This is a genomic window from Vibrio sp. RC2502 (genome assembly GCF_054850435.1).
Genome location: NZ_CM141453.1, coordinates 183,866 through 199,112 on the forward strand (window position 1 = coordinate 183,866; position 15,247 = coordinate 199,112).

18 protein-coding genes are annotated in these 15,247 nt (G+C 45.0%); 12 read left to right on the top strand and 6 right to left on the bottom strand.

Going from position 1 to position 15,247, the window contains the following annotated elements:
• The first annotated feature begins 50 nt into the window (after positions 1-50).
• Complete coding sequence (gene pyrE / locus ACYJZR_RS00840; RefSeq protein WP_005458955.1) at positions 51-692, top strand: orotate phosphoribosyltransferase; 642 nt, start codon at positions 51-53, stop codon at positions 690-692.
• 60 nt (positions 693-752) lie between these two features.
• Here pyrE and ACYJZR_RS00845 read toward each other — a convergent pair whose 3' ends face one another.
• From ACYJZR_RS00845 to coaBC, 3 genes are all read right to left on the bottom strand, one after another.
• Positions 753-1,703 carry a Kdo(2)-lipid IV(A) acyltransferase gene (locus ACYJZR_RS00845; RefSeq protein WP_005496814.1) on the bottom strand — a complete coding sequence of 317 codons (951 nt, stop codon included), beginning with the start codon at positions 1,701-1,703 and terminating at the stop codon, positions 753-755.
• Between the two features lie 5 nt (positions 1,704-1,708).
• Positions 1,709-2,299, bottom strand: coding sequence for a nucleoid occlusion factor SlmA (gene slmA / locus ACYJZR_RS00850; protein ID WP_005478760.1), 591 nt, complete (start codon positions 2,297-2,299; stop codon positions 1,709-1,711).
• 160 nt (positions 2,300-2,459) lie between these two features.
• Positions 2,460-3,659: a bifunctional phosphopantothenoylcysteine decarboxylase/phosphopantothenate--cysteine ligase CoaBC gene (gene coaBC / locus ACYJZR_RS00855; protein WP_021486875.1), complete on the bottom strand. Its 1,200-nt coding sequence runs from the start codon at positions 3,657-3,659 to the stop codon at positions 2,460-2,462.
• A gap of 184 nt (positions 3,660-3,843) precedes the next feature.
• Here coaBC and ACYJZR_RS00860 point away from each other — a divergent pair, with 184 nt between their 5' ends.
• The 8 genes from ACYJZR_RS00860 (at position 3,844) to ACYJZR_RS00895 (ending at position 10,094) form a co-directional block, all read left to right on the top strand.
• The gene (locus ACYJZR_RS00860) at positions 3,844-5,517 is read left to right on the top strand and encodes a methyl-accepting chemotaxis protein (RefSeq protein WP_015296117.1); all 1,674 of its coding nucleotides are present in this window, start codon (positions 3,844-3,846) and stop codon (positions 5,515-5,517) included.
• 113 nt (positions 5,518-5,630) lie between these two features.
• Positions 5,631-6,305 carry a RadC family protein gene (gene radC / locus ACYJZR_RS00865; protein WP_005482037.1) on the top strand — a complete coding sequence of 225 codons (675 nt, stop codon included), beginning with the start codon at positions 5,631-5,633 and terminating at the stop codon, positions 6,303-6,305.
• A gap of 303 nt (positions 6,306-6,608) precedes the next feature.
• A complete protein-coding gene (rpmB, locus tag ACYJZR_RS00870) occupies positions 6,609-6,845 on the top strand; it encodes a 50S ribosomal protein L28 (protein WP_005467944.1) in 237 nt (78 codons plus the stop codon).
• 13 nt (positions 6,846-6,858) lie between these two features.
• Positions 6,859-7,029 carry a 50S ribosomal protein L33 gene (gene rpmG / locus ACYJZR_RS00875; RefSeq protein WP_004410866.1) on the top strand — a complete coding sequence of 57 codons (171 nt, stop codon included), beginning with the start codon at positions 6,859-6,861 and terminating at the stop codon, positions 7,027-7,029.
• 175 nt (positions 7,030-7,204) lie between these two features.
• Positions 7,205-7,681, top strand: a complete 477-nt coding sequence (locus ACYJZR_RS00880; protein WP_029846727.1) for a hypothetical protein — start codon at positions 7,205-7,207, stop codon at positions 7,679-7,681.
• 102 nt (positions 7,682-7,783) lie between these two features.
• Positions 7,784-8,593, top strand: a complete 810-nt coding sequence (gene mutM / locus ACYJZR_RS00885; RefSeq protein WP_043043564.1) for a bifunctional DNA-formamidopyrimidine glycosylase/DNA-(apurinic or apyrimidinic site) lyase — start codon at positions 7,784-7,786, stop codon at positions 8,591-8,593.
• 96 nt (positions 8,594-8,689) lie between these two features.
• Positions 8,690-9,172, top strand: coding sequence for a pantetheine-phosphate adenylyltransferase (gene coaD / locus ACYJZR_RS00890; protein WP_005462497.1), 483 nt, complete (start codon positions 8,690-8,692; stop codon positions 9,170-9,172).
• Positions 9,159-10,094 (top strand): glycosyl transferase family 90, encoded by a 936-nt coding sequence (locus ACYJZR_RS00895; protein ID WP_025547174.1) that lies wholly within the window; start codon positions 9,159-9,161, stop codon positions 10,092-10,094. The genes coaD and ACYJZR_RS00895 overlap by 14 nt, the downstream gene beginning before the upstream one ends.
• Before the next feature lie 49 nt (positions 10,095-10,143).
• Here the strand turns inward: ACYJZR_RS00895 and ACYJZR_RS00900 are convergent, their stop codons facing one another.
• The 3 genes from ACYJZR_RS00900 to ACYJZR_RS00910 are packed head-to-tail and all read right to left on the bottom strand — an operon-like array spanning position 10,144 to position 12,787.
• Positions 10,144-10,932 carry a glycosyltransferase family 2 protein gene (locus ACYJZR_RS00900; protein ID WP_406966255.1) on the bottom strand — a complete coding sequence of 263 codons (789 nt, stop codon included), beginning with the start codon at positions 10,930-10,932 and terminating at the stop codon, positions 10,144-10,146.
• Complete coding sequence (locus ACYJZR_RS00905) at positions 10,929-11,696, bottom strand: glycosyltransferase family 2 protein (protein WP_023583812.1); 768 nt, start codon at positions 11,694-11,696, stop codon at positions 10,929-10,931. The genes ACYJZR_RS00900 and ACYJZR_RS00905 overlap by 4 nt, the downstream gene beginning before the upstream one ends.
• A gap of 35 nt (positions 11,697-11,731) precedes the next feature.
• Positions 11,732-12,787: a glycosyltransferase family 9 protein gene (locus tag ACYJZR_RS00910; RefSeq protein ID WP_406966256.1), complete on the bottom strand. Its 1,056-nt coding sequence runs from the start codon at positions 12,785-12,787 to the stop codon at positions 11,732-11,734.
• Positions 12,788-12,894: 107 nt separating this feature from the next.
• Between ACYJZR_RS00910 and ACYJZR_RS00915 the strand changes: the two genes are divergently transcribed.
• The 3 genes from ACYJZR_RS00915 (at position 12,895) to rfbB (ending at position 15,186) form a co-directional block, all read left to right on the top strand.
• Entirely contained in the window at positions 12,895-13,302 is a 408-nt protein-coding gene (locus ACYJZR_RS00915; protein ID WP_005489604.1) for a diacylglycerol kinase, read from the top strand.
• Positions 13,303-13,312: 10 nt separating this feature from the next.
• Positions 13,313-14,023, top strand: coding sequence for a 3-deoxy-D-manno-octulosonic acid kinase (locus ACYJZR_RS00920; protein WP_025499282.1), 711 nt, complete (start codon positions 13,313-13,315; stop codon positions 14,021-14,023).
• Positions 14,024-14,127: 104 nt separating this feature from the next.
• Positions 14,128-15,186: a dTDP-glucose 4,6-dehydratase gene (gene rfbB, locus ACYJZR_RS00925; RefSeq protein WP_025499283.1), complete on the top strand. Its 1,059-nt coding sequence runs from the start codon at positions 14,128-14,130 to the stop codon at positions 15,184-15,186.
• Positions 15,187-15,247 lie beyond the last annotated feature (61 nt).

Genomic DNA, 15,247 nt, shown 5'->3' on the forward strand with positions numbered 1-15,247 from the left:
AATGATTGCCGAGAAGAGACAAAAGAAACCAAGGAAATAGAGAGAAAATAATGAAAGCATACCAGCGTGAATTTATTGAGTTTGCACTTGAGAAAGAAGTTCTTAAGTTTGGTGAGTTTACTTTGAAATCTGGCCGTAAAAGCCCGTACTTCTTTAACGCTGGTCTTTTCAATACAGGCCGTGACCTAGCGCGTCTTGGTCGTTTCTACGCGGCAGCACTTGCGGATTCTGGTATCGAATTTGATGTTCTATTCGGCCCTGCGTACAAAGGTATCCCAATCGCGACTACAACAGCAGTAGCGCTAGCGGATCACCACGATATCGACACGCCTTACTGCTTCAACCGTAAAGAAGCAAAAAATCACGGCGAAGGCGGTAATCTAGTCGGTTCTGCTTTAGAAGGTCGTATCATGCTGGTGGATGACGTAATTACAGCGGGTACCGCGATTCGTGAATCGATGGAAATCATCAAGGCGAATGGTGCAGATCTGGCTGGCGTATTAGTGGCTATCGACCGCCAAGAGAAAGGCAAAGGCGAACTTTCTGCGATTCAGGAAGTTGAGCGCGACTTCGGTTGTGCGGTGATTTCTATCGTGAGTTTGGGTGACCTAATCACTTACCTTGAAGAAAAAGGTAACGCGACCGAGCATCTTGAAGCGGTGAAAGCATACCGCGCGGAATACGGCATCTAATTTCCCACTTTTCCAATTCAATAAAAAAGGTATCCAATCGGATACCTTTACTTTTGCGATTTATTTGTAGCGAATGCCTTTGGGCTCGTTTTCATCTTGCATGGTTTTGTAGCGTTTGTGCAGCCACATCCATTGCTCAGGTGCTCGCAAAATCACTTCTTCCACGTACTTGTTCATGTAAGCCGCTGCAGCCACTTCATCTTTTTGTGGGTAATCGGCTTCAATGCACTTATCAGCGATGATTTCGTATTTGCCTTCGTCATTGCGGAAACCAGAACCTGGAATGATCGCGCATTTTGATGTGTAGGCTAAAATGCTGGTGCCGGTTGTTGTACAAGCGTCATCAATGGCAAAAAACGGCACGAAGACCGATTTATTGCGGCCGTAATCGTGGTCAGGTAAGTAGAACAAACGCTCGCCGCTGCGCAGTACACGAATCATCTTTTTCACATCTTTGCGATCAATCAGTTTGTTGCCGTTGTGCGTGCGCCCCCAATATTGGATGAAGTTGTACGCTGGGTTGTTGTGAGGACGAAATGCGCCGTAACCCGCAACACCTAAAACAGCAAAAGCTCGCGCGGTAATTTCTAAGTTAAGAGCGTGCACACAACACAACAATACGCCTTTCCCTTCCGCGCCTTTTTCTTTTAGAGCGTGGATGTCTTTCTCGACAATGAGCGTTTTGAAGCGCCATGTAGGCCAAAACCATGTAATACCGGTTTCGATCAGTGCCATCCCGGTATTCTTGAAGTTTTCTTCCACGATATGTTGCACTTCTTCTGGCGTTTTCGCGGGGAATGCCAGTTCAAGGTTGCGCTTCGCGATATGCACGCGCTTTTTGCCATAGCGCATGCCTAGCTTGCCAAGTGAGCGCCCCAAAGACAGTAATAGGCGATAAGGAAGAATATTGACGATGATAGCCAGTAGACCAAACCCAAGCCAAACTCCCCAGTTACGAGGATGGAGAAGGGAAAGAGAAAACTCGGGCTGCGTGTATTTGTCTTTACTCATAATCTCTACTTAATTTGTGCACTGAGTAGTGCCCAATACTCGTCAAAGTTTGCAGTAGGTTGGTACTTGAAATCGCTGCGCACAAAACGGTTCAGGCTGCCTTCAACTTGCCCAAGAATTTGCGCAGCAAGAATGCGCTCTTCTACAGGGAAAGATTTACCTTCACGAATTTTACGCTCACGCAGAATCTGACGTAGTTGGGTTTCGATACGTTCAAACAGCTGGTTGATGCGTTCACGTAGACGTTCGTTTTCAAACATTAAAGCATGACCAGACAGAATACGTGTCAAGCCAGGGTTACGTTCTGAAAATGCAAGAATCAGGTGCATTACCATACGAATACGCTCTAGTGTATCTTTCTCGTCATCTAAAATGCGGTTGATGCGAGTCATCAAGGCTTCTTCGATGAACTCAATCAAACCTTCAAACATGCGAGCTTTACTTGGGAAATGACGGTACAACGCGGCTTCGGAGACGCCGACTTGTTTTGCCAATTTTGCCGTAGTAATGCGTGAAGCGCCTTCTGCTGATTCAAGCATTTGTGCTAATGCTTGCAAGATCTCTTCACGACGATTGGATTTTTTACTGCCGGCCATTAGTTACTTCCTTTCAAAATACAAAGTTGAGCGGAGGGGATTATAAGATGCTAAGTCGCATCACACTAGACTGCTGAGGGCGGAATGGGAGATTTAACACCCTCAGTTGTCATGTTTAGACTAAATTTGTGCCAGTTCTTAATTAGAAAATAAGTGCGAATTACATCAATTCACGCATTTTCTCGAGGATTTTGAAGCTCAGGGCTTCTTTTGACTCTAGAGCTAATGCAAGCTCACCATCAGGCCAAAATAGGGTGATGGCGTTGTCATTACTATTGAAGCCTTGGCCTTCGACTGACACATCGTTAGCGCAGATCATATTGAGGTTTTTCTTCGCTAACTTTCCTCGGGCATAAGTTTCGACATCGTTGGTTTCTGCTGCAAAACCTACCGTAAATGGGCGCTTATCAGTCAGTGCTGCGACGGACGCTACAATATCAGGGTTTTTCACCATTTTGATGGTCATCTGATCGTTGTCTGCCGTCTTTTTCAACTTTTGAGACGCAATGGCCTCTGGTCGATAATCCGCTACTGCTGCGCAGCTGATGAACGCGTCGTGACTGATGGCTTGAGCCATCACGGCCTCATACATTTCTTGTGCGCTAGACACGTTAATGCGCTCCACTCCCATCGGTGTGCTCAGGTTGACAGGGCCGCTCACTAGCGTGACTTTTGCGCCTAACTGCGCGGCAGCGTTTGCTAGCGCATACCCCATTTTTCCAGAGCTGTGGTTCGTAATGTAACGCACTGGGTCGATGGCTTCTCGCGTTGGACCTGCTGAGATCAGAATGGACTTACCTTCCAAGACTTTAGGTTGGAAAAACTGTTCACACAGATGCACCAATTGCATTGGTTCAAGCATTCGACCCGGACCAACATCACCACAGGCTTGTTCACCCGCTGCTGGACCCCAAATGTACATACCGCGGCGAGCTAGAGTCGCAATGTTCTCTTGCGTCGCGATGTTGCGATACATCTGCTGATTCATTGCTGGAGATACCGCAACAGGCGAATCCGTTGCCAACACTAACGTCGTCAATAAATCATTGCCCATGCCAGCTGACATACGAGCAATGAGGTCTGCCGTAGCAGGAGCAAGCAGCACTAAATCCGCCCATTTAGCTAACTCGATGTGACCCATTGACGCTTCAGCCGCCGGATCGAGCAAGCTATCGGATACTGGTCGTCCTGAGACGGCCTGCATGGTTAACGGAGTAATAAACTCTTTTGCAGCTTTCGTCATGACGACTTGAACTTGTGCCCCTCTCTCTATTAGGCGACGGGTTAGCTCCGCACATTTATACGCGGCAATACCGCCACTGATGCCGAGTAGAATTTTCTTTCCTGCTAGTGTTTGCATGTGAGATCTCCAATTTTTCTGGCAGCGAGTTTAGCATAACGGACTGTTTCAGCACCCAAGCAAATCAAATCCACATCAAACTCCGCGGCATTAGTTACGCAAGTGGAGAAAAAACTCCCGCCTATCTCACAGACAATTTGAGCTGATTTTGCAAGATTGAAAAGAAAAAAGAGGTGGTACAAACATGGTGTTGAAAAGTCGAAACAAATTGCTGCTGATAACCTTAATTCCTCTGTTGTTGATCACGACATTGATCTCTGTGGTGTATTACATCAACAGCAGTAAGAGTTTGGAGGCGGAGCTCGTCCGAGACAGACAGGAGCTGATTGATGCGCGTAAGAAAGAGCTAAAAGCCTACATGATGATGGGTGTAACGGCGATTAAGCCGCTGTATGACTCTGACGTTAATGGCAGTAATAAACAAGCGGCGAAAGAAATCTTAAAAGCGATGCGCTTTGAAAGTGACGGTTACTTTTTCGCGTATGATTCTCAGGGTATCAATACCTTACATGCCATCAAACCGTCGCTGGAAGGTAAAAATCTGTATGACCTTAAAGATGAAAATGGCGTTGCGGTGATTGCTGGCTTGATTGATGCATCGCAAAAAGGCGATGGCTTTTTGTATTTCTCTTGGCACAAACCAACCATCAACGCTCAGGCACCGAAATTGGGTTACGCTGAGTATCTACAAAAATGGGACTGGGTGCTTGGTACCGGTATCTACATTGATGACATCGACCAACAAGTTGCCATGCAGCGTGAATTGCGCACGCAAGAGTTAAATCAACACACTTTATCTGCGGTGACAATCTCGGTGATTGGCCTGATTATTACCAGCATCTTAACCAGCATTGCTGTTTCGAAAGGCATTAAACCACTTCAGCACGTCGCCGATTCTCTCAAAGATGTTGCTGCGGGTGGCGGTGACTTAACTGCGCGTCTAAAAGTGGAAAGTAAAGACGAAGTTGGCGAAGTCGCGGCTGCCTTTAATGAATTTATGGATAAACTTCACCCACTGATGCAGGACATTCATCGATCTGCTTCTGCCGTTCAAACAGTTTCTGAAGAACTGAATGATCAAACGCGCACAGCGAGCGGTCAAATGCAGAGTCACTGTTTGGAAACGGATAAAGTGGTGACAGCCGTAACAGAAATGAGCATGACGGCAAAAGAAGTCGCGAGCAATACAAATGCCACTGCGCAGGCCATTGACGATGCGAACGATCAGGTCACCGAAGCCCAGCGAGAGGTTGAACAAGCGATTCAAGGCATTACTGAGTTGGTTACAGAGATCAACAGCACATCGGATGCTATCTCTGAGTTGAGTCAGCAAACGGAGCAGATTACCAAAGTATTGGATGTGATTGGCGAGATTGCTGAGCAGACCAACTTATTGGCGCTCAATGCTGCAATTGAAGCCGCGCGAGCGGGCGAGCAAGGGCGTGGATTTGCAGTGGTGGCCGATGAAGTGCGTTCACTAGCGAGCCGTACGCAAAATAGCACTCATGAAATTGGCGATATGCTTAAACAGCTACAAAGTGGTGTATCTCGAGCCGTCACGACTATGTCCGCCAGTCAAGAACGCGGCGTGAAAACGGCTGAAGAGTCGGCACTGATTCAACAGTCTTTGTCTGGTGTTCACCATTCTATTGGTACAATTCGCGATATGGGAATTCAAACCGCATCAGCGGCAGAAGAACAAAGTGCGGTGGCGGAAGACATCAACCAGAACTTGGTGGCGATTCAACAGATCGTCAACAACATCAATGACACCTTGCAACACGCAGAAACGATCAGCACTCAGTTGTCACAATCCGGCACGGAAATTCACGATCTGGTCGGCAACTTTAAACTCTGATGAACCATTAAATTGCACATAAAATCAGAGTGGAACGAAGAAAGCGAAAGTCACCCTCGACTTTCGCTTTCTGTTTTGTGGAATAGGGATTCTTACCTTCAAAGAGAGTTCCGATGATACTCAAAGCTTTGCCAAATGAGTCGATGCCACGAGAGAAACTTCTGCAACGTGGGCCGCAGGCGTTAACCGATGCCGAATTACTGGCGATATTCCTCCGTACGGGCACGCAAGGCATGAACGTGATTGAGTTGGCCGATTTCCTTATTCAAGATTTTGGTTCGCTTAGGCAGTTGTTCTCCGCTTCAGAACAGGAGTTTTGTCAGCATAAAGGGTTAGGGCAGGCCAAATATGTGCAATTGCAAGCGGTGTTAGAAATGACTCAGCGATATTTGGCGGAAACCCTCAAGCGTGGCGACGCCTTAACCAGCCCTGAGCAAACTAAATTATATCTTTCCTCTATATTAAGAGACCGCCAAAGAGAGGCTTTTTACATTCTTTTCCTCGATAACCAACACCGAGTAATAAAAGATGAGATTTTATTCGAAGGAACCTTGGATGCCGCATCAGTTTACCCTAGAGAAGTAGTAAAAAGAGCCCTGCACCACAACGCGGCTGCTTTGATTTTGGCGCATAACCACCCGTCCGGTGTTGCCGAGCCAAGCCAGGCAGACCGCAGGATTACAAGGCGATTAATTGATGCGTTGGCGCTGGTGGATATTCGTATTTTGGACCATTTCGTTATTGGCGATGGGGAAAGTGTCTCTTTTGCTGAAAGAGGATGGATATAACTGTGCGTTTTTTAGGTTGTTAGTTGCTAAAAATCTGCTATCATCCTCGCCACTAAATTTTTAACTGAATTCAGCTTGGACTGCTAGAAAAAACCTGCTGTCTAAAAAAAGATCACGAAAACCTGTAAAAAGGATCTGTTCGGGTCTTGAGCAATGCATATCAAGTTAGTATAATGCGCGACCTTTGATAGCCTTGTATGGATTTTCCATAGCGGTTCTTAACCTCTAACTTCTTTTCGAGAGATAGAGAGGTTCGGCCACCAAGGTTGATATCGAGCTGAAACGATTTTGGAGAAGACATTCATGTCACGAGTATGCCAAGTAACTGGTAAGCGTCCAGTAACGGGTAACAACCGTTCACACGCACGAAATGCTACTAAGCGTCGTTTTCTGCCGAACCTACAAACTCATCGTTTCTGGGTAGAGAGCGAAAAACGTTTTGTTAAACTACGCCTTACTGCAAAAGGTATGCGCATCATCGACAAGAAAGGTATCGATACTGTTCTTGCTGATATCCGTGCACGTGGCGAAAACGTTTAAGAGGAAATAGGCAATGGCAAAGAAAGGCGTTCGTGAGAAAATCCGTCTAGTATCTTCAGCAGGTACAGGCCACTTCTACACAACTGATAAGAACAAGCGTAACATGCCAGGCAAATTTGAGATCAAGAAATTTGATCCAGTTGTACGCCAGCACGTTATGTACAAAGAAGCTAAAATCAAATAATTGGTTTTGTCTCTTTGACGATTTGAAAAACCCAACTTTCGAGTTGGGTTTTTTATTATCTGAAATCCTCACTATTCCTTCAAATCCACCTTCACCATGTTTACATGCTGATGCTCTAGTCAATTCCTGTAACCTTTGTTAGTTTGTCACTAGAACTAAGATAGTAGGAACCGTTATGCGTATTAGTCCGACTCGCCGTCGCCGTTGGAACAATATTCTAATATTGGGCATTATCGCGTTTATCGTGATCTTAAATGCGCCGATGTGGATCAAAACGTACTTGTTGTCAGAGAACGTTGATCCTTATCCGCATTTACTTCGAACTGATCATTCGGTTAGCGCTATTTATTCCAATAGTCTTGAATTGGAGTTTCGCGATGGGCGATGGCATGCGAATGCAGATGTTCCTCTCCCTCTATCTGAACTTATTGCTCGCTGGCAAGCGCTCGAAGGTACGGAGTTATCTGCGCAGCAATACGACACTCTTAAAGATAAGTTAGGCACACCAGAAACCATCGAAGTCTGGTATCAAGGCGTCGAAGAACCGCAGCGAATTACTCTTTATCGTCTTCATGATTTTTGGTTGTTCAAGAATTGGCAAAACAAGTGGATCGCGATTTCTGTTGATAGCAATTACATCATGCCTAAGTGAGAGGTGGTCAATAACCTCGTAGGTAAGCAGTGTTTACGCTTGTACTTTTCGATTATGCTAACTGCCTTTCAGTAAGGCTTTGAGTGTTTTAAGGAGAATTAAATGCCTGAATTACCAGAAGTTGAAGTAAGCCGGATGGGTATTAGTCCACATATGGTTGGACAAACGATTAAGGCATTTGTTTTTCGCACACCCAAACTGCGCTGGGATATCCCGCAAGAGCTGAAATTGCTTGAAGGGCAAGTGATTCGAGCTATTCACCGCCGCGCAAAGTATTTGCTCATAGAAACGGATACAGGGACTGCCATTGTGCACCTTGGAATGTCCGGCTCGTTACGTGTGTTGGATGCTGATTTTCCTGCGGCTAAGCACGATCATGTCGATCTCAAACTTACAAATGGTAAAGTGCTGCGTTATAACGACCCTCGACGCTTTGGAGCTTGGTTATGGTGCGCTCCTGGTGAGTCCCATGCGGTACTTGATCATATGGGACCAGAGCCTCTAACTGATGCGTTTAATAGCGAGTACATTGCCGATAAAGCGCAAGGCAAGCGTGTCGCGGTAAAGCAGTTCATCATGGACAACAAAGTCGTGGTCGGTGTGGGGAATATTTATGCCAATGAATCTCTATTTAAATCGTGTATTCTCCCAACCAGACAAGCAGGTCAAGTGACACCCCAAGAGTGGGTGCTGTTAGTGGAAAACATCAAAGCCACGCTAAAAATTGCCATTAACCAAGGTGGTACGACTTTAAAAGACTTCGCTCAAGCCGATGGCAAGCCGGGTTATTTTGCTCAAGAACTTTTAGTGTATGGAAAAGCGGGTGAGCCTTGCCCAGAATGTGGAGAGCCGCTTCAAGAGCTAAAAATTGGCCAACGTAATACCTTCTTCTGTAATGAGTGTCAGCAATAGAAATACGATCGCGTACGGTGTATTGCCATCAAGCAGTTGTAATCGCCGACCTTTCCTTCAATAATTCATACAATTTTGAATAGATCAGTACATCCTATGAAAGTCATTTACCCAGGTACATTTGATCCAGTGACCAATGGTCACTTAAATCTTATCGAGCGCACTCATGAAATGTTTGATGAAGTCGTCATTGGAGTAGCAGCAAGCCCTTCAAAGAACACTATGTTCACATTGGAAGAGCGCGTCGCTTTGATGGAAGAGGTAGTGGCACATTTACCTGGCGTGACAGTAAAAGGGTTTTCTGGATTGTTAGTGGATTTTGCTCGCCAAGAACAAGCCAAAGTGCTGATTCGCGGGTTAAGAACGACAGTCGACTTTGAGTATGAGTTTGGTTTGACTAACATGTATCGAAAACTACTACCTGGGATTGAGAGTGTATTTCTGACTCCAGAAGAAGAGTTTGCCTTTTTATCTTCGACCATCGTGCGTGAAGTTGCTATCCATGGCGGCAGTATTGAGCAGTTCGTTCCCGCGGCCGTTGCTAACGCTATTGAGAAGAAAGTAAATGAAAGACAGTAAGTTTCCTTATTATTTCTCAAACGCACTTTCGATGCTGGTTCCTCGTTTTGTATATCGAGCACAGGCAAAGCGTTTACTTTCTACTCTGACTGAAGCGGAGAAGCAGTACTGTCTTGAGCGAGTAAATTACTACAACAAGTGTGGGCAACCATTTACGGTCGATAGCCGAGAACAGAGTTATGCTAAAATTGGCGAATTCAAAAAAACAAAAGGTTGGACTTATTTTTTCGATACGCGCCAAGTCATACGCTATTTCCCGTCTGAGTTTAAATTCAACTACATCAATGGCGATGTGACGCATATTCCCAATGTTCCGAGCTTTATTAAAAGTCGCCCTATCCACGGCGACAATCAGAATTCTGTCGTTTTAAAGCTGAATCAAATTCGTCATTTCAAATTTATTGATGACGAAATGAGCTACCACGATAAGAAAGATATGGTGGCGTGGCGAGGTGTCGGTTTCCAACCGCACCGTTGCAAGGTGATACAAGCGTTCTATGACCATCCCCGTTGCAATATAGGTCAAACTCGACCGCAAGAAGGACAGCCTTGGGAAAAAGGCTTTATGAGTATTGAGGAGCAACTTCAATACAAGTTCTTGCTGTGTATTGAAGGCAATGATGTCGCAACCAACCTGAAGTGGGCAATGTCCTCTAACTCATTGGTTATTATGTCGAAACCTAAGTACGAAACGTGGTTTATGGAAGGTAAGCTAGAAGCTGGCATCCACTATGTTGAAGTGCAGGATGATTATTCAGATTTGCCTGAAAAGATGGACTATTACTTGGCGAATGAGCAAGAAGCATTGGCGATCATTGAGAATGCGCACCAATGGGTTGAGCAGTTTAAAGATAAACGTAAAGAGCGTTTGATCTCATTGATGGTTGCCGATAAGTACTTCACTTTATCTCATCAACAATAAAAAAGGGGCGAAACGCCCCTTTTTTTATTCTTGTAAGCTTCCAAAGTTTTTAAGCTTCTAGGAACTGGTCAACACCGTTTTCACAACGCTTAAGCTTGTTTTTAATGGTGTTCTCTAAGATTTCATCGTTTTGGCCCAATGACGCGCGAGAGTTTTCTACGTGGTACAAGTGGTAGCCTACACCTGCGAATTTTAGGTACAGACGTGATTTGCCCGCATTCAACATGCGATGAACAAACTCGCTGTCTTCGCGTCCCCATCCAACAAAATCTTGGTTGAAGCCATTCACCTCGATGACATCTTGTCGCCAAAACGCCATGTTACAGCCGCGAGTTGCTTTATCGTTGTTGCGTTCGTATGAGAACCAGTTCGATAGCAGTGAGTTTGTGATGCAGTTCTTGCGGTTGCGGATCCCTTTGCTAAACACCGAAGGAACCAATCCGTTTTCCATAATGTCACGACTACACGTTTCGTCCGTCAGAACTCGACCGCCTTGAACAAACCAATTTGGTTTTGCCACGCGTTTGTGGGATTCGATAAAAGTTTGCGACAACACCAAATCGCCATCGATCATGATCAGGTAGTCACCTGATGCTTTAGCGATTGCACGGTTACGGCTCATGGAAAGCTGGAAGCCATTATCCTCGTGCCAACTATGAATCAGTGGAACCGGAAAACCTTCACGCATTTGGTCAACCGTTGCTTTGGTGTCTTCTCGTGAACCATCATCTGCCACAATCACTTCGTCAGGCAAAACGGTTTGACGTTTCACGCTTTCTAACACCGCTTTTAATGCTTCTTTCCAGTTATAAGTGGTGATTATTAAAGTCGTTTTCATGATTTCTTTGCCTGTTCACGTAAGTAAAGATCAATGTATTTCACAAAGGTAGAGTGCATGCTAAGCCACGCCAGAATAAAGCCATGTTTACCATCAAGAAAGCCTCTCTTGAGGATGTACATTTTTAAAAAACTGGCAAGAGCATGAACAATTGCAGTGGTTAAGCCGGATTTCTTTTTACCTTCACGTTCATCCGTCCAGGCCTTGAGGTAACCAGTGGTTTTATTGATGTAATGATGAAGATGTTCGTAAGTGTAGTGATGCAATCGACCATCTAACTTTTCAGTCTGATAGCTTTTCTCATCGACTTTTTCATGCACAAGTGAATTGTTGTAGTGCGTATATTCAGTGCGATACAAGCGAACAATCCAATCTGGGGACCAGCCAGAATGGTAGATGAACTTTCCGAATGCTGAGCTAAGTCGATTTAGTTTATACAAAACGTTAGGCTTATCTGCTGAAACAGCCTGTAAAATGCTTGCTTTTAGCTCAGGAGTAACCTGTTCATCGGCATCTAACCACAATACGTAGTCGGCCGTAACATATTGCTGCGCAAGTTGGCGTTGTTTTCCAAATCCCGGCCAGTCTAAGTTGGTATAGAACTTATCGGTGTATTGTCGGGCAATTTCTTCAGTGCGGTCGGTACTGCCCGAGTCGAGGATGACAATCTCATCAACCCAACCTTTTACGGTGTCTAGACAAGCTTTTAAATGCTTCTCTTCATTTTTGACGATTAAGGCAACGGCTAAAGTTGGCTTGGACAAATTGACTTCCTTCTTAACAAATCTATACAGGGAGTTTACTGGTATTGCGGGTACAAATCTTCTACGACTTGATTGAACATTGTAATCACTTGCTTGCTTGTGATGCGATTCATTGCTTTTTCATCTTTCGCACGAGTTCTCCAGCTTAGTTGTTGGCTGGTTTTTCCTGTTTCAGCCAAGATGACTTCCTCATAAACTGAGACGGCATACTGTAGATAGCGATATGGGCCCACTCGAACCGGATTATGGTGGGCGTATAAACCAATGATCGGTGTGTTCATGGCGCTTGCCATGTGAGCTGGCCCGGTATCAGGCGCGATGACCATGTCTACTTTGTCAATCAGAGCCAGCATTTGCAGGATTGAGCTTTGCCCAACTAAATTTAGACATGGCTCTTCCAGTCGAGATTGAATGGCATCTGCCAAATCCAGTTCGACTTGAGCTGGGCTGCCAGCCAGAATTACATTCCAACCTTGTGCTCTCGCATGGTGGATGACGTCTATGTACCCTTCAGCATTCCAGTTTTTATATGCTTTACTGGCTCCTGGCACAATCAGTAGGTTGGGTTTGTCGCAAGAAACATGATTCTCTGCCCACTCTTGGTCTTGTGTGGAGTAGGAAAGTGCCCAGTCTAGCTCCGTGTTAGGGATGCCAATTTGATGAGCAAATGCCATCAAACCATCCGCCACGTGCAGAGATTGTGGTGAGGGAACTTTGACATTGGTGAATAGTGTTTGAAAATCTTGGCTTCTGTCAGATGAAAAACCAAGTTTGTATTTTGCCTTAATGCCCAAAGTCGCGACGCTCGCTCGAATCGCATATTGCATATGTAACAGAGCATCAAATTCTCGGCCCTTTAACTGTTTCCACAAGGCTTTATAGCCATCTAAACCAGCTTTTTTATCGAATACAATGACTTCGACCCCCTCAATAGCTGCTAGCAACTGAGCTTCTAACTTGCCAGTAATCCAAGTTATTTGCGTGGTTGGCCACTGTTTCTGGATTGCTTGTACAGTAGCGATGGTATTACACACATCTCCAATAGCGGATAAACGCAAGATGCATAATGACGATGGGGCAGAAGTGAACATAATTATTGTCTGACTAGATGAATAGAGGCAGGTAAATTATGCAGACATCCCGAATAAATGTAAAATACACGGCTCCAATATAACGAAGTACCGATAAGTGTTCTGCAATGTCAAAGACAACACCGCATCAATCGCAAGAATCTGGAAAGCCAGGCAATACTGGGGTAAAGCGCATTATCAAAGCGACAGGTTATTCTATACAGGGATTAAAAGCCGCTTTTAAACATGAAGCTGCTGTTCGACAAGAGCTCGCTTTGCTAAGCATTGCTGTGATTTTGGCGTGCGTGGTTGATGTCGGGATGATCGAGCGCATCTTATTGATTGGTGTCGTGGTATTAGTTCTTATTGTCGAACTGATTAACTCTGCTATAGAAGCAGTGGTGGATCGCATTGGTGTTGAACGCCATGAATTAAGTGGTCGCGCTAAAGATATAGGATCGGCAGCCGTTATGGTTGCGTTGGCGTTCGCAGCTTTTAGTTGGCTATACATATTGGCCAGTCGCTACCTAGGCTAGAGGTTACAACATGATTCAGCAGTATCGAGATAGCAACCAAGTCATTTGGTTTGATGAGGAGCTTATTGAAGATCCTAGTCAGCCTATTTTTGATGCCGAGTATTGGCAATCCACCAACAAAGTAACTGGCAGTGCGTCAGGGCGTGGCACGACTTGGTTTGTTCAGCTTGATACGATGCAAGCCGCTCTGCGTCATTATCGACGTGGTGGCTTGTTTGGTAAGTTAGTTAAAGACAATTATTGGTTTTCAGGTTGGGAGCAAACGCGTTGTGCGCAAGAGTTCCAACTATTACTTACACTGATTAATGCAGGTGTTCATGTGCCAAGGCCAATTGCTGCGAGAGCTGTGAAATCTGGATTGACATATCAGGCCGATTTATTGAGTGAGCGTATTCCTAACGCAAGAGACCTGGTCAGTATCTTGCAGGAAAAACCGTTACCGGAAGGAATGTATCAAAAAATAGGGCAAGAAATTGCCAAAATGCACAACGCTGGCGTTAATCACACTGACCTGAATATCCACAACATCTTGATCGATGACAAAGATAAAGTGTGGATTATTGATTTTGATAAGTGCCGCAAACAAGAGCACGGCGACTGGAAAAAGCAAAACTTAGAAAGGCTTCTTCGCTCATTCAAAAAAGAATTGCTTGTGCGAAAAATCCTTTGGCGAGAGTCAGATTTTAGTCAAGTAAACAAAAGTTATATATCTTTGACGTAGTTTTTCTTTAATAGGATTATCCGTGCGAAACTCCAAGACCGCGTCCATATACACAGCCCAATAATATATTGTGGATTTACAAATCAACAAAGGTGATATACGTAATGAAAATTATAATAACTGGTGGAGCGGGGTTCATTGGCTCTGCTGTTGTACGACACATTATACGTGGCACTCAAGATACCGTTATCAATTTAGATAAACTGACCTACGCAGGGAATTTAGAATCATTAGTTGATGTCTCAGAGAGTGAACGTTACTACTTTGAACAAGTAGATATCTGTGACCGAGCTGAACTAGATCGCGTGTTTTCAGAGCATCAACCCGATATGGTGATGCATTTGGCCGCCGAATCTCATGTCGATCGCTCTATTGATGGTCCTGCTGCTTTTATTGAGACTAACGTCATGGGCACTTACCATCTGCTTGAAGCGGCGCGTCAATATTGGTCAGGCCTAGAGGATGCGAGAAAATCGGCGTTCCGTTTCCATCATATCTCTACGGATGAAGTGTATGGCGACTTAGAGGGGACGGATGATTTGTTCACCGAAACCACCTCATACGCACCGAGCAGCCCATATTCAGCATCTAAAGCTTCGAGCGATCACCTAGTTCGAGCTTGGCAACGTACTTATGGTTTACCAACACTTATCACCAATTGCTCCAACAACTATGGCCCGTACCACTTCCCAGAGAAGTTGATCCCTCTGATGATTTTGAATGCCCTCGATGGCAAGCCGTTGCCTGTGTATGGCGATGGTATGCAAATCCGAGACTGGTTGTTTGTGGAAGACCATGCTCGCGCGCTGTACAAAGTGGTCAACGAAGGTGAAGTCGGTGAGACCTACAACATCGGTGGTCATAACGAAAAAGCAAACATTGAGGTAGTGAAAACCATTTGTGCACTACTTGAAGAGTTGCGACCAGAAAAACCAGCAGGCGTTGAGTCTTATGAGTCTTTAATCACTCATGTCAAAGATCGCCCTGGTCATGATGTGCGATACGCAATTGATGCCACCAAGATTGCTCAAGAGCTTAATTGGGCACCAGAAGAAACTTTTGAAAGCGGCATTCGCAAAACTGTAGAATGGTACCTAAATAACCATCAATGGTGGCAACGTGTATTAGATGGTTCTTACAGTTTGGAGCGATTGGGAGTTTAAAATATCACTTCTTCATGTTTATCAGCTATTACTATATCGAAGGTGATAGCTGATTATCTAT

Excerpts from the sequence above, each read along its gene's own strand:
- pyrE (WP_005458955.1), top strand. The coding sequence starts at position 51 with ATGAAAGCATACCAGCGTGAATTTATTGAGTTTGCACTTGAGAAAGAA.
- ACYJZR_RS00845 (WP_005496814.1), bottom strand. The coding sequence starts at position 1,703 with ATGAGTAAAGACAAATACACGCAGCCCGAGTTTTCTCTTTCCCTTCTC.
- slmA (WP_005478760.1), bottom strand. The coding sequence starts at position 2,299 with ATGGCCGGCAGTAAAAAATCCAATCGTCGTGAAGAGATCTTGCAAGCA.
- coaBC (WP_021486875.1), bottom strand. The coding sequence starts at position 3,659 with ATGCAAACACTAGCAGGAAAGAAAATTCTACTCGGCATCAGTGGCGGT.
- ACYJZR_RS00860 (WP_015296117.1), top strand. The coding sequence starts at position 3,844 with ATGGTGTTGAAAAGTCGAAACAAATTGCTGCTGATAACCTTAATTCCT.
- radC (WP_005482037.1), top strand. The coding sequence starts at position 5,631 with ATGATACTCAAAGCTTTGCCAAATGAGTCGATGCCACGAGAGAAACTT.
- rpmB (WP_005467944.1), top strand. The coding sequence starts at position 6,609 with ATGTCACGAGTATGCCAAGTAACTGGTAAGCGTCCAGTAACGGGTAAC.
- rpmG (WP_004410866.1), top strand. The coding sequence starts at position 6,859 with ATGGCAAAGAAAGGCGTTCGTGAGAAAATCCGTCTAGTATCTTCAGCA.
- ACYJZR_RS00880 (WP_029846727.1), top strand. The coding sequence starts at position 7,205 with ATGCGTATTAGTCCGACTCGCCGTCGCCGTTGGAACAATATTCTAATA.
- mutM (WP_043043564.1), top strand. The coding sequence starts at position 7,784 with ATGCCTGAATTACCAGAAGTTGAAGTAAGCCGGATGGGTATTAGTCCA.
- coaD (WP_005462497.1), top strand. The coding sequence starts at position 8,690 with ATGAAAGTCATTTACCCAGGTACATTTGATCCAGTGACCAATGGTCAC.
- ACYJZR_RS00895 (WP_025547174.1), top strand. The coding sequence starts at position 9,159 with ATGAAAGACAGTAAGTTTCCTTATTATTTCTCAAACGCACTTTCGATG.
- ACYJZR_RS00900 (WP_406966255.1), bottom strand. The coding sequence starts at position 10,932 with ATGAAAACGACTTTAATAATCACCACTTATAACTGGAAAGAAGCATTA.
- ACYJZR_RS00910 (WP_406966256.1), bottom strand. The coding sequence starts at position 12,787 with ATGTTCACTTCTGCCCCATCGTCATTATGCATCTTGCGTTTATCCGCT.
- ACYJZR_RS00915 (WP_005489604.1), top strand. The coding sequence starts at position 12,895 with ATGTCAAAGACAACACCGCATCAATCGCAAGAATCTGGAAAGCCAGGC.
- ACYJZR_RS00920 (WP_025499282.1), top strand. The coding sequence starts at position 13,313 with ATGATTCAGCAGTATCGAGATAGCAACCAAGTCATTTGGTTTGATGAG.
- rfbB (WP_025499283.1), top strand. The coding sequence starts at position 14,128 with ATGAAAATTATAATAACTGGTGGAGCGGGGTTCATTGGCTCTGCTGTT.